The organism is Chloracidobacterium thermophilum B (genome assembly GCF_000226295.1).
GTDB lineage: Bacteria > Acidobacteriota > Blastocatellia > Chloracidobacteriales > Chloracidobacteriaceae > Chloracidobacterium > Chloracidobacterium thermophilum.
The window spans coordinates 66222-90279 of sequence record NC_016024.1; the positions used below are offsets into that span (position 1 = coordinate 66222).

Annotated in this window: 21 protein-coding genes; 12 read left to right on the top strand and 9 right to left on the bottom strand. The window is 61.7% G+C overall.

Features of this window, described 5'->3' with window-relative positions:
* Nucleotides 1–123: 123 nt before the first annotated feature.
* The 7 genes from CABTHER_RS00255 (at nt 124) to CABTHER_RS00285 (ending at nt 9282) form a co-directional block, all read left to right on the top strand.
* On the top strand, nt 124–1074 hold the full coding sequence (locus tag CABTHER_RS00255) for a hypothetical protein (protein WP_014098571.1): 951 nt from the start codon (nt 124–126) through the stop codon (nt 1072–1074).
* Nucleotides 1058–2296, top strand: coding sequence for an alanine racemase (gene alr / locus CABTHER_RS00260; RefSeq protein WP_187288385.1), 1239 nt, complete (start codon nt 1058–1060; stop codon nt 2294–2296). Before CABTHER_RS00255 ends, alr begins: the two co-directional genes overlap by 17 nt.
* 15 nt (nt 2297–2311) lie before the next feature.
* The gene (locus tag CABTHER_RS00265) at nt 2312–5302 is read left to right on the top strand and encodes a POTRA domain-containing protein (RefSeq protein WP_081464606.1); all 2991 of its coding nucleotides are present in this window, start codon (nt 2312–2314) and stop codon (nt 5300–5302) included.
* A gap of 490 nt (nt 5303–5792) precedes the next feature.
* Entirely contained in the window at nt 5793–6344 is a 552-nt protein-coding gene (locus CABTHER_RS00270; RefSeq protein WP_014098574.1) for a hypothetical protein, read from the top strand.
* Nucleotides 6345–6449: 105 nt separating this feature from the next.
* Nucleotides 6450–7580 carry a gluconeogenesis factor YvcK family protein gene (locus CABTHER_RS00275; RefSeq protein WP_041569229.1) on the top strand — a complete coding sequence of 377 codons (1131 nt, stop codon included), beginning with the start codon at nt 6450–6452 and terminating at the stop codon, nt 7578–7580.
* Between the two features lie 169 nt (nt 7581–7749).
* Entirely contained in the window at nt 7750–8823 is a 1074-nt protein-coding gene (locus tag CABTHER_RS00280) for a dipeptidase (RefSeq protein WP_148263864.1), read from the top strand.
* Nucleotides 8824–8862: 39 nt separating this feature from the next.
* A complete protein-coding gene (locus tag CABTHER_RS00285; RefSeq protein WP_014098577.1) occupies nt 8863–9282 on the top strand; it encodes a cobalamin B12-binding domain-containing protein in 420 nt (139 codons plus the stop codon).
* 25 nt (nt 9283–9307) lie between these two features.
* Here the strand turns inward: CABTHER_RS00285 and aroB are convergent, their stop codons facing one another.
* The 4 genes from aroB to CABTHER_RS00305 form a co-directional block, all read right to left on the bottom strand.
* Nucleotides 9308–10495, bottom strand: coding sequence for a 3-dehydroquinate synthase (gene aroB / locus CABTHER_RS00290; protein ID WP_014098578.1), 1188 nt, complete (start codon nt 10493–10495; stop codon nt 9308–9310).
* The gene (locus CABTHER_RS00295) at nt 10495–11376 is read right to left on the bottom strand and encodes a hypothetical protein (RefSeq protein WP_014098579.1); all 882 of its coding nucleotides are present in this window, start codon (nt 11374–11376) and stop codon (nt 10495–10497) included. The genes aroB and CABTHER_RS00295 overlap by 1 nt, the downstream gene beginning before the upstream one ends.
* A 14-nt stretch (nt 11377–11390) precedes the next feature.
* Nucleotides 11391–13445, bottom strand: a complete 2055-nt coding sequence (locus tag CABTHER_RS00300) for an alpha/beta hydrolase family protein (protein WP_014098580.1) — start codon at nt 13443–13445, stop codon at nt 11391–11393.
* Between the two features lie 362 nt (nt 13446–13807).
* On the bottom strand, nt 13808–14074 hold the full coding sequence (locus CABTHER_RS00305; protein WP_014098581.1) for a hypothetical protein: 267 nt from the start codon (nt 14072–14074) through the stop codon (nt 13808–13810).
* Nucleotides 14075–14140: 66 nt separating this feature from the next.
* Here CABTHER_RS00305 and mqnB point away from each other — a divergent pair, with 66 nt between their 5' ends.
* A complete protein-coding gene (mqnB, locus tag CABTHER_RS00310; protein WP_187288386.1) occupies nt 14141–14872 on the top strand; it encodes a futalosine hydrolase in 732 nt (243 codons plus the stop codon).
* Here mqnB and CABTHER_RS00315 read toward each other — a convergent pair.
* Nucleotides 14826–15815 carry a glycerophosphodiester phosphodiesterase family protein gene (locus tag CABTHER_RS00315; protein WP_187288387.1) on the bottom strand — a complete coding sequence of 330 codons (990 nt, stop codon included), beginning with the start codon at nt 15813–15815 and terminating at the stop codon, nt 14826–14828. The genes mqnB and CABTHER_RS00315 overlap by 47 nt on opposite strands.
* 250 nt (nt 15816–16065) lie before the next feature.
* On the opposite strand from CABTHER_RS00315, the gene phoU reads away from it, so the two are divergent.
* The 3 genes from phoU (at nt 16066) to CABTHER_RS00330 (ending at nt 18689) form a co-directional block, all read left to right on the top strand.
* Nucleotides 16066–16809, top strand: coding sequence for a phosphate signaling complex protein PhoU (gene phoU / locus CABTHER_RS00320; protein ID WP_014098584.1), 744 nt, complete (start codon nt 16066–16068; stop codon nt 16807–16809).
* On the top strand, nt 16809–17528 hold the full coding sequence (locus tag CABTHER_RS00325) for a response regulator transcription factor (RefSeq protein ID WP_014098585.1): 720 nt from the start codon (nt 16809–16811) through the stop codon (nt 17526–17528). The genes phoU and CABTHER_RS00325 overlap by 1 nt, the downstream gene beginning before the upstream one ends.
* Before the next feature lie 66 nt (nt 17529–17594).
* Complete coding sequence (locus CABTHER_RS00330; protein WP_014098586.1) at nt 17595–18689, top strand: sensor histidine kinase; 1095 nt, start codon at nt 17595–17597, stop codon at nt 18687–18689.
* Between the two features lie 51 nt (nt 18690–18740).
* On the opposite strand, the gene CABTHER_RS00335 is transcribed toward CABTHER_RS00330, so the two are convergent.
* From CABTHER_RS00335 to pyrR, 4 genes are all read right to left on the bottom strand, one after another.
* Nucleotides 18741–19931: a type IV pilus twitching motility protein PilT gene (locus CABTHER_RS00335; protein ID WP_014098587.1), complete on the bottom strand. Its 1191-nt coding sequence runs from the start codon at nt 19929–19931 to the stop codon at nt 18741–18743.
* Nucleotides 19932–19961: 30 nt separating this feature from the next.
* Nucleotides 19962–20885 (bottom strand): PfkB family carbohydrate kinase, encoded by a 924-nt coding sequence (locus CABTHER_RS00340; protein ID WP_014098588.1) that lies wholly within the window; start codon nt 20883–20885, stop codon nt 19962–19964.
* 177 nt (nt 20886–21062) lie between these two features.
* Nucleotides 21063–21986: an aspartate carbamoyltransferase catalytic subunit gene (locus CABTHER_RS00345; RefSeq protein WP_014098589.1), complete on the bottom strand. Its 924-nt coding sequence runs from the start codon at nt 21984–21986 to the stop codon at nt 21063–21065.
* A gap of 25 nt (nt 21987–22011) precedes the next feature.
* Nucleotides 22012–22584 carry a bifunctional pyr operon transcriptional regulator/uracil phosphoribosyltransferase PyrR gene (pyrR, locus tag CABTHER_RS00350; protein ID WP_014098590.1) on the bottom strand — a complete coding sequence of 191 codons (573 nt, stop codon included), beginning with the start codon at nt 22582–22584 and terminating at the stop codon, nt 22012–22014.
* 159 nt (nt 22585–22743) lie between these two features.
* Here pyrR and hisS point away from each other — a divergent pair, with 159 nt between their 5' ends.
* Nucleotides 22744–24048, top strand: coding sequence for a histidine--tRNA ligase (gene hisS / locus CABTHER_RS00355; RefSeq protein WP_014098591.1), 1305 nt, complete (start codon nt 22744–22746; stop codon nt 24046–24048).
* Nucleotides 24049–24058 lie beyond the last annotated feature (10 nt).

A 24058-nucleotide genomic window follows, 5' to 3' on the forward strand; every position in this document is an offset into this window, starting at 1 on the left:
CATTTCTGCTAACTCGTAGCGTACATTACAAACTAATGTGCTTGTTCCAGGTCGAGTCCATCGGTTCACCGTCCCGCTATCTTTCAACCGTTGGTGAGCCGAAATTTCACAGAAGGTGCTGACATGTCACTTACCTCCCTTCGCCTGGCATCGGTCCGCTCCCTGACCGGTCTTGCCCTTACCGCCGTCGTGGCCGTCAGCGGCCTTGCCCGTGCACAGAATCCGGCTGAAACCACAGTGCCGCGCTTGGTAATGTCTGAAGCCATGCGCGTGTGCGCCGGCTACATCGGCGAGCCTGCCCCAGAAGACCTCCAAATTGTTGGAAGTGAAAAAGAAGCCTACGTCCGTGAGTTCTCGCAGGGTGATCTGGTGTATATCAACCGGGGACGTGATGCGAACCTGCAAACCGGCGCTGAGTACCAGATTGTACGCAACATCGGTCCGGTTTACGACCCTGCTGACCGGCGGCGCAAGCTGGGAACACTCGTGCAGGAGTTGGGGGTGCTCCGCATCACTGAAGTACGCGACACCTCGGCAACCGGGGAAATCACGTTGATCTGCACCGGCACGGTCAACCTGGGGGATGTCCTCATCCCCTATGAGCGGCGGCCGATTCCAACCGTGCGTCCATACCGTCCGCTCTCGGTTGTTGGCGCTCCGACCGGGCGGGCAACGGGGCAGATTCTGGCCGGGCAGCTTGGTCGGGAACAGCTCGCGCGCAACGATGTGGTGTACATCAACCTTGGAGCGGACAACGGTATCAAGGTCGGCGACTACCTGACGGTCTATCGCCCACTGGGTAGTGACCCGATTACACGTTTCCGGGATGACAATATCGGGCCGCCCCGCAACGACGGGTTTTCGAGCGACCGTTTTGGTACCCGTGACAACTCGTCGCTGGGTTCTTCAAAGAAGGGCTACCCACAGGTTGCCGAGCGGACGCCCCGCAGCGAGCTGCCGCGAACACTCGTCGGCGAAATCGTCATCATCCGTACCGAAGCCAATACCTCGGTTGGGGTGCTGACCCGTACGACCCGCGAAGCCGTCGTTGGAGATCGTGTCGAGTTGCAGTGAAGGTGGGAGTGGAAACGGGGGGGCAGGTGCACCAGTCCCTTCCCACCTTTCAGCTTGGGCAGAGATTGACCTTGCGCGGCTGCAACAAAACTACCGATGGCTGAGGCAGCGCGCCGGTGTGCCGGTTATGGCCATGGTCAAAGCCAATGCCTACGGCCATGGCCTGCTGCCGGTGGCAACCTTTCTTCAGGACGTTGTCCGGGCTGACTGGTTCGGCGTGGCCACAACGGAAGAGGGCGTGGCTCTGCGCCGGGCTGGGATTACCCGCCCCATTCTCGTCCTGGGCGGTTTCTGGTTTGGGCAGGAAGCCGCCATTGTTCACTATGATCTGGCCACAACGCTGCCTGACCCGGACTACCTGCCGGTTCTGGAACAGGCCGCTTCCCAAGCCGGGCGGACGGTGGCCGTCCATCTCGAAATAGACACCGGAATTGGTCGTCTGGGGCTGTCGCCTGACCAGTTCACCACCGTCTTGGAGCGCCTCAAAGCCTGCCCGCACCTCCGCTTGGACGGCCTGATGACACACTTTGCTTCGGCTGACCTGCCGGAGCATGCCGATTTCACACGCGACCAGATACGACGCCACGCACTGGCGGTGCAGCAGGCGCGGGCGGCCGGATGGACGCCGCGCTACATCCACCTGGCCAACAGCGCTGGTTTGCATGCTTTTCTGCCGGAGGCGGCAGGGAATTTGGTCCGCTTGGGCGGATTGCTGTACGGTATTGCTGGAGATGCTCTGTCTCCGGCGTTTCCGCCGCCGCCAACCCAGCCGGTACTGTCGCTCCACGCGCGCATTCTGGGGCTGAAGACCGTTCCGCCCGGCACACCGCTTGGTTACGGCTGCACCTTTGTCACGCGCCGTCCCACGCGGGTGGCCACCGTCCCGCTGGGCTACGGCGATGGACTGCACCGCATCCAGTCCAACCGCGGTCAGGCCTTGGTGTGTGGCCGGAAAGTGCCCATCATCGGGCGGGTCAGCATGGATGTGACTATGCTGGATGTCACCGACGTGCCGGATGTGGCCTTAGGCAACGTGGCGACATTCATTGGCAGCCAAGGGGAGACAACCATCACGGCGGAGGAATACGCAGCCGTGATGGGCAGTATTGCCCTTGAAGCCACAACGGCGCTGACGGCGCGCGTGCCCCGCTGCTATCGTGCGGCAGCCATGTCTTCCGCGCCGGGCGGGCGTGAAGATACACCGGCGTCTGCCTGCAAGTAGCGCGGCACGGAAACCATGACCCATAATCGCACCCCGATGTTGGCGTGGGAACGAAAGACAGAAGCCGGTCCGTACCTGACCGGGATAGTGCCACCTTGGAGGCAACGCCAACCAAACCCAACCAAACTGGAGCTGTGGCGGCTGCATTGGCTGGTTGTGGGGCTGTGGTTTGCCCTTGCCGGTATAGCGGCTGGCGCGCAGAACATACTGCCCTCGGTACAGAGCGCTAGTGTTCTCGATCCGCTGCGTCCCCCGGTCGGCCGTCTGGATGGACGTACCATCACCCGCCTCACCATTGAGGTCGAGGCGGGGTTTACCCCGGAGCCGTCCCTGGTGGAAATCGTCGGTTTGCAGGTCGGTGAACTCTTGACTGCAGCCCGGCTGCGGTCAGCGCTCGTGCGGTTACACCGTTCGGGGCGCGTCGCCAATGCCGAGGTGTTCACAACCCCCGAAGGAGCCGATGGGGTTTGGGTCCGGTTTGTCATTGCCCGCCAGCTCCGGGTTGCCGAAGTTGTCTTCGAGGGCGATACCATCTTTCCTGTGGAAGAACTCCTGCCGCGGCTGCCGGCCCTGGAACGGGGGAGCAAAATCACGGCGCGCGTCCTCAGCGAGAGTGAGGAAATTCTGCGCCGGTTGTACCGCGAGCGCGGCTATTTCCAGGCTTCCATCCGGGCGCGCCTCTCGCCGCCAAACGATGCGGCCCGGGTGCGCGTCACCTTTGTCGTTACGCCGGGGCCGCGGGCCCTCATTGGTGCCTGGCAGATTGACGGAAACCTGAAAATTCCACCTGGTGACTTTGACGCCAAAATCATCCAGCACCCGGTGGGGACGCCCTACGCGATAGATTTTGTCCAGTCCGACCTCCAACGCATTCGCGCTTTGCACGTGGCGCGTGGCTACCTTGATCCGCGCATCAGCGAACCGCGCATCACCTATGATCCGGCCACTAACCGGGTTGCGGTTGCGGTCACAATCACCTCGGGTCCGGCCGTCACGGTCAATGTCACCGGGTTTGAGCTGCGCCGTGAAGAACAGCGCCGCATCCTGCCGGTGCTCCGTGATGGTGGTCTTGATGACTTCACCCTGGAAGACGGGGCCCGCCAGTTGCTCCTCACCCTGCAAAGGCGGGGCTATTTCTTTGCCGAAGTCGAGTGGTCGCGGCAGCGCCGGGTGGATGAAGACCGGGTTATCGTGACCTACACCATCGAGCCGAATCGCCGCTACCGCGTGCAGGAGGTGCGCATTGTGGGGACGGATATTCTGGCGTACCGCGATGTTGCCGGCGACTTCCAGACCCGCCCGGCATCCATTATTCCACCTTCGCGCGGCCTGGTCACCGAAGACACCTTGGCGCGGGATGCCGAGGTAATTCTGCGCGACCTGCGCAACGCCGGATATTTGCAGGCTCAGGTGGTGGAACGGCGGATTGGCACCGGGCTGAGCGATGAAGCCCTCACGGTGTTGTTCCAGGTGGAGCCCGGGCCGCAGGCGCACGTGGCTGACATCCGCCTGGAGGGCAATCAGCTTCTCGAAGCGGAACGGCTCAAACAGGTCTTGAAACTGGAAGCTGGTGAGGTGGTCACGCAGGAGCGGGTACGCGCCGACCTGGAGCGCCTCACGGCACTTTACCTCAGCGAAGGATTTGCCGAAGTGCGGATTCGGCAGGAACTCGAAGAAACCAATGGCGATCCGGCACAGGTAAGCCTCGTGTATGAAATCGAGGAAGGGCGGCGCTTTACGGTCAACCGGGTCATCATCGGCACGCGCGGACGAACCTCGGAGCAAACCCTGCGCCGCTTCCTTGCCATCCGGCCGGGAGAACGCCTGCGGCGCGACAAGCTGAATCAGGCCGAACAGGCGCTCTATGCGACGGGGGCGTTTCGGCAGGTATTGCTTCAGACGCCTTATGTCCGGGCGACGGGGCCCGCCGATGCGTTGGCGGATGTGACCCTGGATGTCATTGAGGCAAAGCCGTACACCTTGGCCTACGGGTTTGGCTACCAGACCAACGACGGCCCGCGCGGCTCCTTTGAGCTGTCGAATGCCAATATGTTCGGTCGGCTGGAAGTCGGCAGCTTCATTGTCCGCCTCAGCCGGCGGGAGCAGTTGGCGCAGGTTTCCTATCAGTTTCCGCGCTTCAACCTGCCACGGGTCACCACCCTGACGGATGGCGTCACCGCGCCAATTCTCATATCGGGACTGTTTCAACGGCAGGCGCGGGTCAGCTTTACGGCCCAGCGCCTGGTGGCGCTCATTCAGTCGGAACTCCGTTTTGATGCGCAAAGCGCCCTGATTTTCCGCTACCGGTTACAGAATGTGCGGGTACTCGATCTGCGCGTGACAAACCCTCCGCTCCAGCGTGCGGATCAGCCCCTGAATCTGGGGACGCTTTCTGCCACGTATGTCCGTGACACACGGGATGTGCCCCTCGATGCCACACGCGGTTCCTTCATCTCCGCCGACTTGACCGTGGCCACTCCGCGCATCGGCGGTTCCGAGCGGTTTCTGCGGTTTCTGGGGCAGGCCCAAGGCTACCGCCGCGTCACAGAGCGGTCGCCGGTCATCCTGGCCGGCAGGCTGCAAGTTGGCCTGGCGCAGCCTTATGGCGGCACCCAGGCCCTTCCGATCAGTGAACGCTTTTTCTCCGGCGGCCCGACAACCCTGCGCGGGCTGGGTTTTGAGCAGGCCGGCCCGCGCGATCCCGTCACCGATGCGCCGGTTGGGGGTAATGCCCTGATTGCCGCCACCGGGGAAGTGCGCTTTCCCCTGTTGCAAAACCTGGAAGGGGCCGTTTTCTACGATGTTGGCAACGTCTTTGCACGTGTTTCAGACATTGGTGTGGGATCGCTGACCAACAGTTTGGGTGGGGGCTTTCGGATCAAAACGCCCTTGGGACCCCTGCGGGTGGATGCCGCCTACCTCATCGATCCGCCGTTTTTTGTCGCCACACCCAATCGGCGGCTGACCAACTTCCAAGTGCATGTCACCTTTGGTCAGGCGTTCTAAGACGTGGCCGGCTGTCCTTGGCGTTTTGGTAAGTTGCTTGACGAAAGACAACGGACTGAGCTACCATGGCGGGATAAAAACGTTACTCTTATCAAAGTGCTATCTTGACAATCTTTTCGGTCTGTGGGAGGTCTTGCGAATGGCTCTATCTGTTTCCGGTTCAAAGTCTTCACGCAAACTCACAGCGAGTGCTCCGCTCCCAACCCAAGACACGCCACCGACCGCTCCCTCCCGGACGCCGGCAGCGCGTGCCAAGTCCAGTCGTCGCACCTCCGAATCAGCCTCTTCCACACCTTTCGCCATTGATTCGCCCACTACGACGACCGAGGTCAACACCACCAGGAAAGCAGGCCGGAAAACATCGTCTGCGGCGTCTCCCGTGGCAGAGTCACCAGTAAGTCCGCTCTCCACGCAACCGGATACAGGTTCCGTTGCCACCAAAACCACAGCCAAAACGCACACCGCCAAGTCCCGTCCGGCTGAAGTAGGGATGTCAAAGGCCAGGTCTGTGGAAACCAGCACCAGTCAGGCTGTGGAAGCGGTGGTCAAGGCTGTCCGGGAAGTGACCTCGAAAGCGTCGGCGCGCAGCCAGTCGGCAGCCCCGGTGCGCAAGGATGTCCATCCCACAGCGGAATCCAAAACTTCCAAGGCGTCAGGTTCGGCAGAGTCCGCCGCCGTGAAAGCCGAGACGGTGAAAGCGGCCAAAACCGCCTCGGCGACGACACCAAAAACGGCAGAGCTGCCCGCCCCGGCCGCAGCTTCATCCAGTAAGACAGCCAAGTCCAAAGCCCAAAAGACTCCACCCCCACCCGCGCCAGTGATTTCCAGTCCGGTGTCTTCTTCCGTGCGGCGGAACCGCGAGCGTGAGGCCCTGAACCTCTACACCACGGCCATGGAGTCATTCAAACAAAACGACTACGACCGGGCACGGGATGTCCTTCAACTTCTGCTGAGTGACTTCGTGCTGGAAAGCGAAATTGCTAACCGGGCGCGGGTCTTCCTGAAGATTTGCGAACAAAAACTGCAACCAACTGTGCTATGAACCGGTAACAGAAGACCGTAATTCCCCTGGCCGGCGGAAGTCGTCGGTCAGGAGGAAGTGGCTGGTTGTCTTTTCTGTTGCCAGATGGGGCGGTTCATTGCACGTATGGCTGCTACTACAGCTTCTTCTGCTTCCCGACAATTTCAATCACCTATCAAGTGTGTTGCCATTGGAGGAGGGACGGGACTGGCTACCCTGCTGCGGGGGCTGAAACGTCATGTCATTGACGATGGCATCCGCCTGCCCGGCCAGTGTATTGAAAGTCTGACGGCTGTGGTCACTGTGACCGATGACGGGGGCAGTTCCGGGCGTCTCCGGGAGGAGTTCCAGATATTGCCGCCGGGCGACATCCGCAACTGCCTGGTGGCGCTTTCGGAAGATGAGCGGCTTTTGGCGCGGCTGTTTCAGTACCGCTTCCCCGGACAGGGCAGCGTGCGGGGGCACAGTTTCGGGAATCTGTTTCTGGCGGCGCTGACAGGGATCACGGGTGATTTCGTCGAAGCCATCCGGTTGTGCAGTGAGGTGCTGGCCATCAAGGGCAAGATCGTGCCGTCCACCACGGCTGATGTCACTCTGGTGGCCGAACTCGACGATGGCTTCATCGTACGCGGGGAATCAAAAATCAGCGCCGCCGGTGGGCGCATTCAGAGCGTTGCTCTTGATCCGCCCGACTGCAACCCGCTGCCCGAAACGCTGGCTTCCATTGCGGAAGCTGACCTCATCACGCTCGGGCCGGGCTCGCTGTTTACCAGTGTCATTCCCAACCTGCTGGTGACGGGCATGACCGAGGCCATTGCCGCGTCCAAGGCACTGAAGGTCTATGTCTGCAATCTCATGACCCAGCCCGGTGAGACAACCGATTTCTCCATTGCCGACCATGTCGCCACCCTGCTGGAGGCCCTGGCCCCGGCGACGCTGGATGCCGTCATTGTCAATCACGGCCGGATTTCGGCAGCAGCCCAGGCCCGCTACCGCCTCGAAGGTTCGCGGCCGCTCACCGGACGGTCAGCCATCCGGCGGCTGAACGTACCACCACCAACGGCGCGGGTGGCTACCGACAAGTTTCTCGTGTTTGACCACCATCGGATTCCGGTCATGACGGCCAATCTCGTCGAAGAAACAGAGGTTGTCCGCCACGCACCAGACAAGCTGGCGCGGGTCGTCTTGGAGGTCTATGCCCGCCGTCTGCCCTCCAGTCAGCGCAAGCCCAACCTGCTGCGACTCGTGGCGCGCTGACCGCACGGCTGTCCTGAACAAAGCAGTGCCAACTTCAGCCATAACCAAACCACCGGACGTTCGCCCTGCCCGCCAGCGCACTTGGGGAAGGCGTCTGGCTGTGACTGGTGGGGGCCTGCTGCTCGCGGGGGCTGCCTTGATCTGGTTGCCGGAAATCGCGGAGCGCAACATGAACGGCATTGCCGCGACAACCCGGAAAGACCCTTCCCCACGCGCGCAGGCACTGCATGCCCGGCTGTTCATTGCCGATCTGCACGCCGACACACTGTTGTGGAACCGTGACCTGCTACAGCGTGGGACGCGCGGCCACGTGGACCTGCCCCGTTTGCAGGAAGGCAATGTGGCGCTCCAGGCGTTTACCATCGTCACCAAAGCGCCGCGTGGGATGAACAATGAGCGGACGGATGGCAACCGCTTCAACCTCGTTGCCGCCCTAAGTGTCGTGCAACTCTGGCCGCCCAAAACCTGGACGAGCCTGACCGAGCGGGCGCTGTACCAGTGCCGTCGGCTGGAAGAAGCTGCCGCCCGCTCCGGTGGAGCGTTGGTCATCATTCGCAGCCGGGATGAGTTGCGTGATTTCCTGGCCCGCCGCACCTCGAATCCGAAACTGGTTGGGGCTTTTCTGGGGGTTGAAGGGGCCCATGCCCTGGATGGCGATCTGTCCAATCTGGACCGCCTCTATGCCGCCGGTGTACGCATGATGGCCCCGACGCACTTTTTCGATAACGAAATCGGCGGCTCCGCCCACGGACTCGTCAAGGGCGGACTGACGGAGATGGGACGGGAGCTGATTCGGCGCATGGAGCAAAAGGGCATGATTGTGGACCTGGCCCATGCATCACCAGCCGTGATGGATGAAGTGCTGGCAATGGCGACACGCCCTGTGGTCATTTCCCATACCGGCGTCCGTGGGACGTGCGGTGGCTTGCGCAACATCACGGACGACCAACTGCGGGCGGTGGCGCGCACGGGCGGCGTTGTCGGGATTGGATATTTCTTTGCCGCCGTCTGCGGCCAGGATGCCCGCTCCATTGCCCGCGCCATGCGCTATGCTGCCAATGTGGCCGGAGTTGAGCACGTCGCCCTTGGGTCGGATTACGATGGGGCCGTCAGCGTACCCTTCGACACGGCGCACCTGGCGGAAATCACCGATGCTTTGCTTGAAGAAGGATTTTCAGAAGCCGAGATTGCCCTCATGATGGGTGGGAACGTCCAGCGGGTGTTGCTGGCAGCACTTCCCTGACTGTGACCGGGCAAGCCCGGTCGAAAGAAGTTGGAGACTATGACCGAACGACGCCTTCGTATTCTGATTGCCAAGCCCGGACTTGACGGCCACGACCGTGGAGCCAAGGTCATCGCGCGCGCCTTGCGCGACGCCGGAATGGAAGTTATCTACACGGGCTTGCGTCAAACCCCGGAGCAAATTGTGGCCGCCGCCGTTCAGGAGGACGTGGATGCCATCGGCGTGTCCATTCTCTCCGGCGCGCACATGACGCTATTCCCGCGCATTCTGGAGCTGATGCGCGAGCAGGGGATTGCCGATATTCCCCTCTTCGGCGGTGGCATCATCCCCGATGAAGACATTCCCAAGCTCAAAGCCGCCGGCGTGGATGAAATCTTCACACCGGGCGCGACGCTGGATGCTATCATTGCCTACATCCAGAAACGTGTGGGCAAGACATCGGAAGTGGCGGCTTCCTGAACGGCTTTCCGCGCCCTTCCGGTTTTCAGCTTTCAGCCTTTGGCGTTGGTTGGTCTGCCGGCCGGCGTCGTGAAAATCTGGCGAGGGTATCAGTCAGCACGGCTGGAAGCACCTCTTCCACCGAACCACAGTATTCCTCAGCCCAACCGATGCGGGACGGCAGGATGAAGCGAAGCCGTCCCTGGGAAACTTTTTTGTCGTGCCGGAGCGCTTCCAGCAGAGCCGCAACGGTGATGCCGTCTGTGCCCGGCATCCGCCCGACCCGCCGCACGAGCTGCTCCAGCCGCTGTGCCTCATCCGGGGTGAGCTTTCCCAGACGGACGGCTATCTGACAGGCGGCCACCATGCCAATTCCGACGGCCTCCCCGTGGCGAAACCGCCGGTAGCGCGTCACGGCTTCCAGCGCGTGCCCGACCGTGTGACCGAAGTTGAGCACCTTGCGCTCGCCGGTCTCCCGTTCATCCCGCGCGACAATCGCCGCCTTGATCCGGCAGCAGTCAGCAACGACTGCCGCCAGCCAGTCCCACGGCAGTGGTTGGTTCAGGGCAAGCGGCAACCGGGCTTCGAGCCGGGCAAAAAGGTCGGCGTCCCGGATGACGCCGTACTTGATGGCCTCGTGCCAACCGGCATTCCATTCGCGGCGCGGAAGTGTGGTCAGGGTTTCCAGGTCGGCGACAACCAGGGCCGGTTGGTGAAAGGCGCCGATGAGATTCTTCCCGGCCCGGTGGTTGATGCCGGTTTTGCCGCCCACGGCGCTGTCAATCATTGCCAGCAGGGTCGTAGGAAGCTGAACGAACGCCAGGCCGCGCAGGTACGTCGCAGCGGCAAAGCCGGTGATGTCGCCCACGACACCACCCCCCAGCGCCACGAGCAGGTCCCGGCGCTCTATCTGCCGGGCAACGCAAAAATCCCAAATCTGCGCCACCGTGCGCAGCGTCTTGTACCGCTCGCCATCGGGAATCAGACACAGGTGGGGATGGAAGCCCGCCGCCGCGACACTTTCCACCACGGCCGCAGCGTAGTGCCGGGCCACCTTGGGATTGGAGACAATAACGACAGCACAGGGATGGTCCCCAAAGGTCTGGCGCAGCGTCTGCCCAAGGGAGCGATACCTTCCGGTTTCTATCCGAATGGCATACTGCCCGCCCGCGTGCGTCACCGGTACGGTGACAGCCCTGAGGACGGGGGGATGCCGGTCTGTCGCCTCGGCCATCACGCTGCACCGCCGGGTTTTTTCTTCATCTGCTGGAGGACCAGATTGCGTACCTGGGCAGGAACGGTCGGGTCGTTGCTGAGTTCCTTGAGTTGGGCTGGTGTGAGCGTGCCCACGAGCGTCACGGCGCGTCCCAGCGGCAGCATCCGGTTGCGCAACAGCGCCATTTTGACGTAGTTGCGATTCGCCCACCGGGCCGTATCGGCAATGAGCACAACGACGTGCTGATGGGAGGCTTTCCACACGGCTGTGGAAACTGTGCTTTCCGTCAAAAACGGATTGGTGAGCACCGCCCGGACGACATCCGCACTGGCATCGTTGAGCATCTGGGGCAGGAGCCGGCCGCCATTGCCACGCCGGGCCAGGGTGATTTTCTGCCCCAGGGGAAGGCTTTGGTACTGCTGCAAAATGGCGTTTTCCGCCGCTGTTTTGATCTCCATCGGCAGTGCCGGTGTGATAAGTACCGTGACCAGGTCGAAAAGAAAGAGATTTGGAATAAGGCGCAGCCCGGCCGAAGCCGGCAGTTTGGGATTGAGCACGAGCAGGCGCCGCAGACGGTGACTTTCCTGTACGCGCCGGTCGCCGGCCATCCGGCGCAGGACTTCATGCGAGACATCGCGCCGGCGGGCAATAATGGTCAGTTCTTCCTCGCCCGTGGCTTCATTGTCGAGCAGGGCATTGAGCACCTCATCCGTCGCATCGAAGGCCAGTTCAAGGCGTTCTTCAGGCGTCCCACTGCGCGCCCGCTGGACGCGCCGCAGCAAATCCAGTTGGGCCAGCCGGGCCTGCCGGGCTGCCATTTCCTCCGCGCTGATCTCAGGCGGTGTGTCCTCTGCCCCTTCACGCTCGTCTAGGCGCTCGTCCTCATGTTCGTCCGCCATGGCGCCTCCTTAACCTACTGGACGGTTTCGGGTTTGAGGTAGGTAGCGAACCACTCGTGAACCGTTTTGTACCAGAGTTCGCTATTTTGTGGCTTCAGAATCCAGTGTCCTTCGTCCGGGAAGTAGAGCAGGCGGGACGGGACACCGCGCCGTTGCAGGGCCGTAAAAAGCTGCAAGCCTTCACCAACAGGCACACGGTAATCCAGCTCGCCGTGGATGACCAGCGTCGGGGTGGCGAAGTTTTTGGCAAACCGGTGTGGCGACCACTTTTCGTAGAGTTCGGGGTTGTCCCACGGATTGCCCTTGAACTCCCACTCGGTAAACCACAGTTCTTCCGTCGCGCCGTACATGCTGGTGAGGTTGTACACCCCGGCGTGTGAGACAAACGCCTTGAATCGCTTGTCCGTGTTCTGCCCCAGCATCCAGTTGACCATGTAGCCGCCATAGCTTCCACCGGCGGCCCCGATGCGGTCGGCGTCCACGTAGCCCAGACCGATGACGTGTTCAACGCCCTTCAGCAAATCCACATAGACCTTGCCGCCCCAGTCGCCGCTGATTTCATCGGTAAAGCGTTGGCCGTAGCCGGTCGAACCACGCGGATTGACCATGACGACAACGTAGCCCGGCGCGGCAAAAAGCTGTGCATTCCAGCGGAAACTCCAGCCGTTTGACCACGCACCCTGCGGGCCGCCGTGGATGAGCAGAATCATCGGATATTTTTTGCCCTCGGTAAATTGGGGCGGCTTGACGATGAAGGCGTGGATGCGCGTTTCGTCCGCGCCGGTAAACCAGGTTTCTTCCACTTTACCAAAGGCAATTTCCTGCAAAAAAGCTTCATTGACTTGGGTGAGCTGTTTGGGGGCGCCGCCCGTGGTGGCGACAGCAAAGATTTCATTCGGGCGCGTCAGCGTGGATTGGGTGAAGTAGAGCGTCTTGCCGTCAGGGGCGACGGAGAGGTTGCCGTTCTGGCCCTGTTCCACAAGTGTCCGTACGTCATTGCCGGCCAGCGTCAGGGTGAAGATGGGAACCTGCCCACGCTGGTCGCCGGTCAGAAACAGGGTTTGGCTGTCGGGCGACCACGCCAGCTCATCGAAGGAAATATCCACCTTGTCGCTCAGGCGGCGTAGCTTGCCGGTGGCACGCTCATACAGGATGACCTGCTTTTTGTCCGACTCGAACATGGCCCGTTCCTGCGAAAGCCAGGCGAGGTACTTTCCGTCGGGTGAGTAGCGGGGGTGGGTATCCGAGCCGGGGCTGATAGAAATGCGCTTCGGCTCGCCGCCGTCCAGCGGGACGATGAAGATGTCGTTGTTGGTGCTGATGGCTTCGTCGCGGTCGGTATTGCGCGCAAAGGCCAGTTCCCTGCCATCCGGCGAAACGTCGTAATCCCGTCCGCCGAGGCTGAACGGCGGGGCATCATAGTCGCCCGGCGTCAGGTCTTTGGCCGCGCCGCCTTCCACCGGCACGACGAAAATATGGGTTCGGCGTCCCTCCTTGAAGCTGTCCCAGTGGCGGTACAGCAGCCGGTCGGCAATCTTGGCTTTGACCTTGCTGGCTTCGGCAGCGGCATACTTGCGGCGGTTGCAGTCTTCATCCGGGCATTCGGGATAGACTTCGGCGACAAAGATGAGGTGGCGGCCGTCGGCCGTCCAGAGAACGCCGGAAACGTTGGTGAAGAAATCCGTGACTTTGCGGGGTTCGCCGCCGTCGCGGCGGACCGTCCAGATTTGGGCCTTGCCGTCGCGGTTGGAGACAAAGGCGATGGTCTGGCTGTCGGGCGACCAGCAGGGATCAGTGACAGAACGGGGGCCGGAGGTGAGTTGGCGGGCTTCGCCGCCGCTGACCGGCATGACCCAGAGATCGTACTGGACGCGGTTGGCAGCCTTGTCCGTAACGCCTTGGGTGTAAGCCAGATACTTTCCATCGGGTGAGACCACGGCCACAGCCAGGCGTCGAAACTTCATCTGGTCGTCAAAGGTCATCGGACGGGGGGCGGCCAGCGCCACGCCGAGCGTCACACTCCAGGCAACGAGCGTCCAGACCAGTCCAGACAGAACATAGCGTCGCATGTCGGAAAACAGGCTCCCAAAGGTAAGGATGGAATGAGCAGGAGAAATACAGTCTAGTCTGCCAGTATCGAAGCTGTCACGAAGGGCAGCGTATCCGCAGCAAGTCACTGTTAAATGGCAGCGGACTTATGAGAGCTACGCCTGCCACGGGTTGAAGGCGTGGAAGATGGTGAATATCGCGTGGTTGCTACGTCTTGCCGGTGGTTAGGGAAGGCTCCCTGGCGCAATGCCAGGCCCGGAAGCGCAGGCGGAGGCCGATTTCAGCCCGGAAAAGCCACCGGGACGAACCTTGTGCTTTCCAGTACGGGGGAAAGCATCCGGTCCGTCCCCCAGTGAAGGTCGGATGGCTAAGGCTGGATCGGTTATGATGAGCAGCCCTCGGTGTGGGCTTCCAGAACACGCAACAGGCGTTGCCGGTGATGAATAACCGCCTGACGCGCCCGCCGGAAGTCTTCCAGAGCCTGTTGGTCGGAGGATTTGGCGCGCAGCCGCCGGAGGGCTTCGCTGGCAGCAGTGCGGGCGCGGACGACTTCCCGCATGAGTCGGTCGAGCATCTGCACGGTGTTACCGCCGAGCTGTTCTTCGAGCGCCTTAATACGCGGGTTCTTCTTGGACGCAGCTTTACCCATGACATCACCTCACGAACCAGTTTGAAGTTTCGTTTGATTGAACTCTCACGCTGAAGGTTGGAAAAAGTGCCCGAAAGTTTCCGGTTTTCCCCCCTGCTTGTGGTGGCGGCTGTGGCCCTTGAAATCCAGGATGCCCTGTCCGACTGGCCGCACCTGCCCCGAACGTCTTTCCCGGTTGGAGAAATGATCACGGTCAGCCCGCGCATCCGGGTGCTGATGACCGGCGTCGGGGCCATACGTGCTGCCGCTGCAACCGCTTTGGCGCTCCAGAGCCAGCCCTGGGCGGCGCTGCTCCATGTTGGGGTTGGGGGCGCTTATCCGGCGTCCGGTCTTCCGGTGGGCGCGCTGGTGACGGCTGCCAGTGAATGCGACCCCCAGGCTGGCATCCTGACTCCCGATGGCTACCGGGATTTAGGCGGTCTGGGATTTCCGCTCACGACGGATTTTCCCAACCGCATCGTGTTTGATAGCCCTTGGGCGGACTGGGTGGCGCAGCAGGTGGCGCCGGCCCCACGGCTGCCCTTTGCAACCGTCCAGTGTTGCTCTGGAACGAACGCGGCCGCGGAGATGATGGCGTCCCGCGCTGGGGCTGCCGTTGAAAATATGGAAGGGCTGGCCGTGGCCTGGACGGCCGGCCGGTTCGGTGTCCCCTATGCCGCTTTGCGCGCCATCAGCAACCTGACTGGAGACCGTGACCGCCAGCAGTGGAACCTGCCGATGGCCCGGGCGGTTTTGGCCCGGGCCGTCCGTGCTATTTTGGCTGCGGTGAACGTGGAAAACGGTCGGGATTGTTCGTAAACACGGCGTCCACGTCCCGTTCGTAGAGAAAGTGCCGCATTTCAGCTTCCACGTCGGGAAACGCGCCGGTGGCGTTGGACTTGAACGTGTACAGCGTCACGGACAGGCCCGCGGCCCGCGCCCAGCGCACCACCTCCGGCGTCTGGAGAACGATCTGTTTGGAAGGGCTGACGCCCTCGGCAAAGCGTCGAATCCGGCGCATCCCGGCCGGTGAAATCCAGTCGCCGGGTGCTTCATCGTCAATCAGGAAGACCAGCGGCAACCGGCAGCCCAGCCGGCGCAGGCGACGCAGGCTTTCGGCTTCAAACGACTGGACGATGACTGGGGTACGTGGGTCAGCGCCGGGGCGGTCAAGCTGGTTTTTTCTGAGAACATCAAGCAGGGCCCGGGGCATGTCAAAGCCCAGGGCAGCATACTTCGCCGGGCTTTTCATTTCCGGGTAAATCCCGGCCCGCCCCCGCACCGTGTCAATCATTTCCTGAAACGTCGGGATTTGCTCGCCGGCAAACTGTGGGCCAAACCAGCTTCCGGCATCGAGCCGTTTGAGTTCCTCCAGGGTGAAATCCACTACGGGCCAGACCCGCCGGGTTTGTCCGTCAACCGTTTCCAGCCGCGCCCGGTCGGGATACACCGTGCGGACATTGGTCGTGCGCTCCAAGGTTGTATCGTGCAGGCACACCAGCACGCCGTCTTTGGTCAATTGCAAGTCCGGCTCAACGTAATCAGCTCCCTGATCGATTGCCAGGCGATAGGCGGCCAGGGTGTGCTCCGGGGCGTAGGCCGAAGCGCCCCGGTGGGCAATGTTGATCTTGCGGCCGCGCGGATACTGTCCGCAACCGGGCTGCGAAAAACCGGGCAGGATGACGCCGGCGAGTATCCACGGCAGAAGCATCCAAGTGACGGGCGTGCGGGCAAAGGGTGTCCGAAAAAATGAAGGCGGCATCGGTTTTTCTCCAAAAATGCGAATTTCGGGGCAGGCATGGCCGCGGCAATCCATGGTGACGAAAAGTGTCTTCGTCCGAATTTACGGCTGTGTTACATTGGCGTAATGGGCGCTTTTTAGGCTGACCGGTGAGCGAAGTTCTGAAAAAACAAGCTTTTGGTTGGCACACATGGCGATACGGCGTCCCCGTGGAGATGGATATGTGTCCCGTGCGGGGAAAAGATGGAGCGTCCAGAGGGGGTACGAAAAAATGGATGCCTTTGCCTTGGACGCACGGGTGCGGGGGTTGCGCGACAAGGTGCTGCTGCTGGGTGGGCAGGCGGAAGACTCGCTTTCGCGCGCGCTCGGCGCGCTCATCCGGCGTAACTCCGCGCTGGCCGAGCAGGTCATCCGCGACGACGATACCATTGACTCAGTGGAGTCCGAGATTGATGAAATGTGCGCCGACCTGCTCATCCAGGCAGCGCAGCTTGGTCCGGCCGATTTGCGGTTTGTGATCGGCGTGCTCCGCACGACGCCTATGATCGAGCGCATTGCCGATCATGCCGTCAATATCGCGCGCCACGCGCTCCGCCTCAACGACGAGCCGGAGCTGAAACCTTATGTGGCGCTGCCCCAGATGGGGACGCTGGTGCAGAAAATGCTGACCGACGCTCTCGATGCCCTGACCTGGAGCAATGCGGCCAAGGCGCGCCAGACGATTCGGTTTGACGACAAAGTGGATGTCCTCTACCGCCGTCTCTTTGCCGAGTTGACAGCCTTTATGGTCAAGGACTCCAGCGCCGTTGTACGGGCGGCCGAACTGTTGTTTGTCATCAAACACCTGGAACGCATTGCCGATTACGCCACCAACATCTGCGAGCAGGTGGTTTATCTGGCCGAGGGCCGCGCCATCAAGCATACCGCCGACGCCTGGCAGTCCGATGATGCCAGCCACGCCGCCAGTGGAGAGCACATCGCTGGGGAAACTGCACAAAAGGAGACGCCTGATTGATGAAACGCAACATTGTCATCATTGAGGATGATGCCGACATTGCCCAGTCCATTCGTTACAACCTGGAGCAGGAAGGGTCATTTCACGTCACCATCACAACTACGGGGGAAGCCGGTCTCCGCACGGTTCTGGAGCATCCGCCAAGCCTCATTCTGCTCGACCTCAACCTGCCCCTGATGAATGGGTTTGAAATCTGCCGGCGTCTGCGCCGCGAAGAAGCCACGGCCCAGGTGCCGATCATCATGCTGACGGCGCGGACGGACGAAACCGACAAAATTCACGGGCTGGGACTGGGGGCGGATGATTACGTAACCAAGCCGTTCAGCGTGCGCGAACTGATGGCGCGCATCAACGCCGTCCTGCGCCGAACGGAAGGCAATCCCTCTTCCGTCTATGACGACGGGACGCTGTTTATTGACTACAACCATTTCATCGTCCGCTGTCAGGGGCAGGAAATCAACATGACCCGCAAGGAGTTTGCGCTGCTCAAGCTTCTGGCCCAGAGCAAGGGCCGGGTGCTCACGCGGGAATACCTGTTAGACCGGGTGTGGGGCATTGACTACGATGGGGAGACGCGCACCCTTGATGTGCACATCCGGCGCGTACGTCAAAAGCTGGGCATTGATGGCTACATCGAAACAGCCGTCGGGATCGGCTACCGCTTCGTGGAAGCCGGCAAGCAGGCGGCCAAGCTCCCAAAACCTTCCGAGAAACCGTAAGGCGTCCACCGCCGCCCGGTCATCCGGGGTGACGGGCCGACACTTTGCTCCACGCCGTGACATCCCATGAGTTTTCGTCTCGATCAGTATTCACAGCCATTGCTCGAAGCCGTGCTCGGTTCACTGCGGGAGGGCATCCTCGTCATTGACCGGCAGACGGAGGTGGTGCTTTACAACCAGGCCGCCATTGACATTTTCAACCTCTCGCCGGTGATGACCGGGCCGCTCCGCCTGATTGACATCACCCGAAACAAAGCCATTCACGACGGCTTTCACCAGGTGTTGGAAGAAGGCCGCCCCTTTGACGCCAATCTGGAGATTTTCGGCGTTCAGGAACGCACCTTCAGTTTTCGGGCCACACCGCTCATCATGCCCTCGGCGCACGAGGTGGTCGGGGCCATCGGCGTCTTTTTTGATGTCACGCAACTGGTGCGTCTCGAACGGGTGCGCCGGGAGTTTTTTGCCAATCTGTCTCACGAACTGCGTACGCCGCTGACTTCGATTCTGGCCTACGTCGAAACCCTGCTCAACGGGGCGCTCTACGACAACGAAAACAATCTCCAGTTTTTACGCATCATCAACAAGCATGCGACCCGCATGCAGAATCTGGTGCGCGACATTGCCGATCTATCAGCCATCGAAGCCGGGGAGTTCAAGCTCGAACCGGTGACCATTGACCTCAAGGCGTTCGTGGACAATCTCTCCGTTCTGGTGCTGCCCGAAGCCACCGCCCGCCAGGTGACGTTTCGGAACGACGTGCCGCCCGGGATTCAGGTCCAGGCTGACCCGCAGGCGCTGGAGCAGATTCTGATGAACCTCATCATCAATGCCGTCAAATTCAACCGGCCGGGCGGGGAAGTGGTCGTGACGGCCAGCTTTGAGAGTGATGTACGCACACTCATTGCCGTCCGGGACACCGGAATCGGCATCGAGGCCAAGCACCTCGGCCGCATCTTTGAACGCCTCTACCGGGTGGACAAATCCCGCTCACAGGAAGTCGGCGGTACGGGGTTGGGATTGGCCATCGTCAAGCATCTGGTCCTGAACCATGGCGGCGACGTTTCGGTGGACAGCACGCCGGGCGTCGGGTCGGAATTCCGCGTCCGACTGCCGCGCCCGATGACACCAGCCCCGGCCGTGTTTCCGGCGACCACGGGCTGACCTTGTTTTTTTGGATGGCTTGGCCTTTCCGAAGCCTTTGCCAGGGGAATTTCAGAACCGGCTGATGGGCGGCGTCGAAGGTGGATTCGGTGACAGGCTGAGATCGCCGGCGCGCGTCGTAATGCGCTTTTCCATCTCCTCACGGGCTTGGTCGGCCGTGGTCTGGATGCCTCTTGTCCGCAGCACGAACTCATCGCGGTTGCTGGCGCCAGCCAGAGCCTGTTCGTAGGAGATCAAGCCCCGGTTGAGCAGGTCGTGGAGGGACTGATCAAAGGTCTGCATGCCGTACTGCGATGTGCCTTGGGCAATCGCATCGCGGATATGGGGGGTTTTTTCCTGATTGATGATGCAGTCGCGGATGTAAGCCGTCGAAATCATCACCTCGACGGCCGGCACTCGTCCTGTCCCGTCCTTGTTGCGGACGAGGCGCTGGGAAATCACCGCTTTGAGCACCGAAGCAAGCTGGAGCCGAATCGCCTGCTGTTGATGCGGCGGGAAGATGGACACAATGCGCGTGATGGTTTCCGTGGCATCCAGCGTGTGGAGCGTGGACAGCACCAGGTGCCCGGTCTCGGCGGCCGTCAGCGCCGTCTCGATGGTTTCCTGGTCGCGCATTTCGCCCACGAGAATGACATCCGGGTCCTGGCGCAGGGCCCCGCGCAGGGCTTCCTGAAAGCTGCGGGTATCCACGTCCACTTCGCGCTGGTTGACGAACGAGCGCCGGTCACGGTGGAGAAACTCAATAGGGTCTTCAATCGTGATGATGTGATCGGTGCGGTTGCGATTGATGCAGTCAATGATAGCGGCCAGCGTCGTGGATTTACCGGAGCCGGTTGTTCCTGTCACCAGGACGAGTCCGCGCCGTTCCTCGGCAATTTTTTCGATGACCGGCGGAAGTTGCAGTTCGGAGACACTGCGGATAGTCATCGGAATGACGCGAAACACCATGCCGACCGCGCCGCGCTGCTGAAAGACGTTGCACCGGAACCGTCCCAGACCGGACACGCCATAGGCAATGTCCACCTCGCAGGCGTCCTTGAAACGCTGCTTCTGGCGGTTGTTCATGATGCTGAAGGCCATGGCGAGGGTATCTTCAGGCGACAGACGCGGCACGTCCACCAGCGGCATCAGTTCGCCGTTGACCCGAATGAAGGGGTGGCTGCCAGCCTTGATGTGCAGGTCTGATGCGCCCTTGGAACAAGCCAGCGCCAGAAGGGTGTCAATGGTCAGTGGGGGTTGCATAGCGAAGCCCTCCCAAATGCAGCTCGTCTTTCAGAAGCTGTGCTCGATACCGTCAAAATACGTCATGGTTTTGAATTGCCGGTAGCGTTCATTGATTTCCTCGCGGGTCAGCGCCAGCAGCCGTTCCGTGCCGAAGGCTTCGATGGTGAACGACGCCATGACGGAACCGTAAATCATGGCCTTGCGGAGCGAGTCCTCATCCAGACGGCTGCCCGTCGCCGCCAGATAGCCCATCACGCCCCCGGCGAACGTATCGCCAGCGCCCGTCGGGTCCACGACGTTTTCCTGGGGAAAGCCGGGAATGGCAAAGAAGGAGTCCTCTCCGAAGAGGGTCGCGCCGTACTCGCCGCGTTTGATGATGAGCCGCTTCGGGCCAAGCGCCATAATGGCTTTGGCAGCGCGAATGACGTTGGGATCGCGGGCCAGTTGGCGCGCTTCCTCGTCGTTGATGATGAGCAGGTCAACACACCGGAGCGTTTCACGCAGTTCGTTCGGCGTGCCCTGTATCCAGAAGTCCATGGTGTCCATCGCCGTCAGCCGGGCGCGGCTCTGCTGCCGGACATCCCGTTGCAGCGATGGGTGGGCGTTGCCGAGAAACAGGTAGGGAATTTCCTGCTGGGCCGGCGAAATCCGGGGCTGGAAGTCCGCAAACACATTGAGTTGGGTGTCCAGCGTCGTGCGGGTGTTGAAGTCATAGCCATATTCGCCCGTCCAGCGAAAACTTTTGCCGTCTTTGCGCCGCTCAAGCCCGGACAGGTCAATGCCCCGCGCATCGAAGATGCGTTCGTGTTCGGCCGTGAAGTCGTTGCCGACAATCCCGACGATGCTGACCTGGGTGAAAAATGAGGCGGCGATGGCAAAGTATGTTGCCGCACCAGCCAGGATATTTGCCCGTTCATCAAAGGGGGTCTTGACGTGGTCGAAGGCAACGGTGCCCACAACGAGAATGCTCATGATGGCTGGTTCGTTCCTGAAGCCTGGGTTGGGAAAATCTTCACGTCTGAGAATGAAGAAAAGTCCATCTGAAAAGCAAGCCTGAAAATGTGTTGCCCAAAGGCTGGACCCTGGCCGGACGAGCCTCCGGCTGCCAGCGCCAATCCATTCGCCTCCGTCTGTTGCAGCGGGCTGTTTTTATTGGCTCAGCAGCCACTCCAGCAGCGCCATGCGCACGGCGACGCCGTGCGTGACCTGCGTCTGAATGACGGACTGCACGCCGTCGGCCACATCGGAAGCAATTTCGACTTCCCGGTTGATGGGTCCCGGATGGAGCACGATGGCCTCGGGTTTGGCCCAGGCCAGTCGCTCGCGGGTGAGTCCGAAGTGGGTGAAGTATTCGCCCAGGGAAGGGAAAAAAGCGCCGTCGAGGCGTTCCTGCTGAATGCGCAGCACCATAACGGCATCGGCATCGGCAATGGCGGCGCGCAGGGTATCGGCAACGCACACCGTGCCGGGCCAGCCAGCGGCAAACTGCTCAATGCCCGGTGCCCGCAGCGTACGCGGCCCGCCCAGCCGCACGTGGGCACCCATCATGGCAAGGAGCCGGACGTTCGAGCGCGCGACGCGGCTGTGCCGGATGTCGCCCAGAATGGCAATCTGAAGGCCGGCAAGGCGACCGAAGTGGCGACGCAGCGTAAAGGCATCCAGCAGGGCCTGGGTCGGATGTTCATGCTCTCCGTCTCCGGCATTGATGACGTGCGCCCGTGAGAAGCGGGCCATGAAGTGCGGGACGCCGGCCACGGCATGCCGGACCACAACCACATCCGGCTGCATTGCGTCGAGGGTCAGAATGGTGTCGCGCAGGGTTTCGCCCTTGGCCAGACTCGACATGCCGACGACGATATTGACGACTTTCAAGCCAAGCCGTTTGGCGGCCAGCTCGAAGGACGTACGGGTGCGGGTCGAAGCCTCTGAAAACAATGTCACCAGGTGCTTGCCCTGCCACCGGGTGCGGGTTGCTTCCGGGACGGTCGTCAGAGGCAAAAACCGTTCGGCGCTGTCGAGCAGTTCCGTCACCAGGTTCGGTGACAGGTCGGCCGTATCGAGAAAGTCTTTCACGGGCGTTTTTCAGACAAAGCCGCTTTCAGGACGCCGGTTCGCTGGCAGGAGCGGAAGCCGGCTCGACAATGAGCACCTGTTCCGCGCCATCAATGTCGGAGACCATGACCTTGACGATTTCCGTGGCTTTGGTCGGGATGCGTTCACCAACGAAGTCGGCATGGATGGGGACTTCGCGGTGTCCGCGGTCAATGAGCACAGCCAACTGCACGCGCCGTGGCCGGCCCAGGTCAAACAGGGCATCGAGGGCCGCGCGGATGGTGCGTCCCGTGTAAAGCACATCATCCACGATGACCACCGTCATGGAGGCCAGATCATCGGGCATCGCCGTGGCGTTGATGACCGGCTTTGGCGCAACCAGCGACAGGTCATCCCGGTAGAGGGTGATGTCAAGTACGCCGAGCTGCGGGCGCGCGCCTTCCAGCTTCTCGATGGCATCGGCAATCCGTTCGGCCAGCGGAACGCCGCGCCGCCGAATGCCGGCTATCACAAGGTTGTTCACGCCACGATTGCGTTCGACAATTTCCGAAGCCATCCGCGCCAGGGCGCGCTGCATGGCGGCCGCATCCATCAGGCGGACTTTTTCGATGAACTCCATGGCTCACCATCCGGTCACAAGAGAATTTGGGCAGGGAACAAAGCCTGGCGCGCGTTCCGCGCCGGACGCCGGTGCGGCCCCTGCTTGTAACATGACGCCGACCTGGGACGAAAGCGCCGGCAGGTTTTCATCTGCTACCGGCTGGTTTAGATTCGAGCCATGATACGAACCGCTCCCTACACCCGCGATTTGCTCCCGGCGGCTTTATCCAACGACCGGGATGCCTCGGCTTTCATTCATCGGTTTCAGTTTGTTGAAGACCTCGCCCGCGAGTGGTTTCGCCGCTACGGCTTCCAGGAAATTCGGACGCCCATCTTTGAGCGAACGGAACTGTTCACCCGTGGCGTCGGGTCGGAGACCGACATCGTGACGAAGGAAATGTACACCTGGCGCGACCGCGCCGGAGAGGATGGCGAGGGGGAAAGCCTGACCCTGCGCCCGGAAAGCACCGCGCCGGTGGCGCGGGCCTACATCCAGCACCAGATGTGGCAGCGGGCGGAGACAGTGCGCCTGTACTACATCGGGCCACAGTTCCGCCGGGAACGAGGCCAGCGCGGCCGTTTCCGGCAGTTTTTCCAGATCGGGGCGGAAGTGCTGGGCGGAAGTGACCATCCGGCGCTCGATGCCGAGGGGATTGAGCTGGTGATGGGCCTGCTGACGGAAGCCGGCATTCCCGACCTTGAACTGCGCCTCAATACGGTGGGCAACGCGGCCGGTCGGGCGCGGTTCGTTGCGGCCATCCGTGAAGCCCTCGCACCCCGCGCGCATGAACTTTCGGAAGATTCCCGGCGGCGGCTTGAAACCAATCCGCTGCGGATTCTGGACTCCAAAGCCGAGCAGGATCAGCCGTTGATTGCGGCGCTGCCGCCCATCTATGACGTGCTCGACGAAGGGTGTCGCGCGCACTTCGACGCCGTTCGACATTACCTGGACGCTGCCGGCATCCCGTATGTCGTGGATGCCCGGCTGGTACGGGGGCTGGACTACTATACGCAAACGGTCTTTGAGGTTGTCTCCCATGCGCCGTCCATTGGGGCCCAGAACGCGCTGGCCGGCGGCGGTCGCTATGACGGGTTGGTGGAAACCCTGGGCGGCCCGCCGACGAAAGGGTTTGGATTTGCGTTGGGGTTGGATCGCGTTGTGCTGGCGATGCCGGAGCACCGGGCCCCGGAGCCGCAGCCGGAGCTGTTTGTGATTTATCTGGGCGCGTCGGCGCTGGAGCCGGCGCTGCACGCTGTACGGCAGGCGCGGCGTGCCGGCGTGGCCGCCCTGTTTGAGCCGACGCCGCGCAGTCTCAAGAGCGCCCTGCGGCTGGCGAACAAGTATGGCGCACGCTTTGCCCTGCTGCTGGGAGAGGCGGAACTGGCCAGCGGGCAGTGGGTGCTACGCGATCTGGCGCGCGCCGAACAGACCGCTGTTCCGGCCGAAACGTGGCTGCAACATCTTCTCGCCAGGCGCGGATAACGCCTGGGTT

Bases quoted from the DNA above. Each gene is read 5' to 3' on its own strand.
- CABTHER_RS00255 (WP_014098571.1), top strand. From the start codon at position 124: ATGTCACTTACCTCCCTTCGCCTGGCATCGGTCCGCTCCCTGACCGGT.
- CABTHER_RS00265 (WP_081464606.1), top strand. From the start codon at position 2,312: ATGACCCATAATCGCACCCCGATGTTGGCGTGGGAACGAAAGACAGAA.
- CABTHER_RS00270 (WP_014098574.1), top strand. From the start codon at position 5,793: ATGTCAAAGGCCAGGTCTGTGGAAACCAGCACCAGTCAGGCTGTGGAA.
- CABTHER_RS00275 (WP_041569229.1), top strand. From the start codon at position 6,450: ATGGCTGCTACTACAGCTTCTTCTGCTTCCCGACAATTTCAATCACCT.
- CABTHER_RS00280 (WP_148263864.1), top strand. From the start codon at position 7,750: ATGAACGGCATTGCCGCGACAACCCGGAAAGACCCTTCCCCACGCGCG.
- CABTHER_RS00285 (WP_014098577.1), top strand. From the start codon at position 8,863: ATGACCGAACGACGCCTTCGTATTCTGATTGCCAAGCCCGGACTTGAC.
- aroB (WP_014098578.1), bottom strand. From the start codon at position 10,495: ATGGCCGAGGCGACAGACCGGCATCCCCCCGTCCTCAGGGCTGTCACC.
- CABTHER_RS00295 (WP_014098579.1), bottom strand. From the start codon at position 11,376: ATGGCGGACGAACATGAGGACGAGCGCCTAGACGAGCGTGAAGGGGCA.
- CABTHER_RS00300 (WP_014098580.1), bottom strand. From the start codon at position 13,445: ATGCGACGCTATGTTCTGTCTGGACTGGTCTGGACGCTCGTTGCCTGG.
- CABTHER_RS00305 (WP_014098581.1), bottom strand. From the start codon at position 14,074: ATGGGTAAAGCTGCGTCCAAGAAGAACCCGCGTATTAAGGCGCTCGAA.
- CABTHER_RS00315 (WP_187288387.1), bottom strand. From the start codon at position 15,815: ATGCCGCCTTCATTTTTTCGGACACCCTTTGCCCGCACGCCCGTCACT.
- phoU (WP_014098584.1), top strand. From the start codon at position 16,066: ATGGATGCCTTTGCCTTGGACGCACGGGTGCGGGGGTTGCGCGACAAG.
- CABTHER_RS00325 (WP_014098585.1), top strand. From the start codon at position 16,809: ATGAAACGCAACATTGTCATCATTGAGGATGATGCCGACATTGCCCAG.
- CABTHER_RS00330 (WP_014098586.1), top strand. From the start codon at position 17,595: ATGAGTTTTCGTCTCGATCAGTATTCACAGCCATTGCTCGAAGCCGTG.
- CABTHER_RS00335 (WP_014098587.1), bottom strand. From the start codon at position 19,931: ATGCAACCCCCACTGACCATTGACACCCTTCTGGCGCTGGCTTGTTCC.
- CABTHER_RS00340 (WP_014098588.1), bottom strand. From the start codon at position 20,885: ATGAGCATTCTCGTTGTGGGCACCGTTGCCTTCGACCACGTCAAGACC.
- pyrR (WP_014098590.1), bottom strand. From the start codon at position 22,584: ATGGAGTTCATCGAAAAAGTCCGCCTGATGGATGCGGCCGCCATGCAG.
- hisS (WP_014098591.1), top strand. From the start codon at position 22,744: ATGATACGAACCGCTCCCTACACCCGCGATTTGCTCCCGGCGGCTTTA.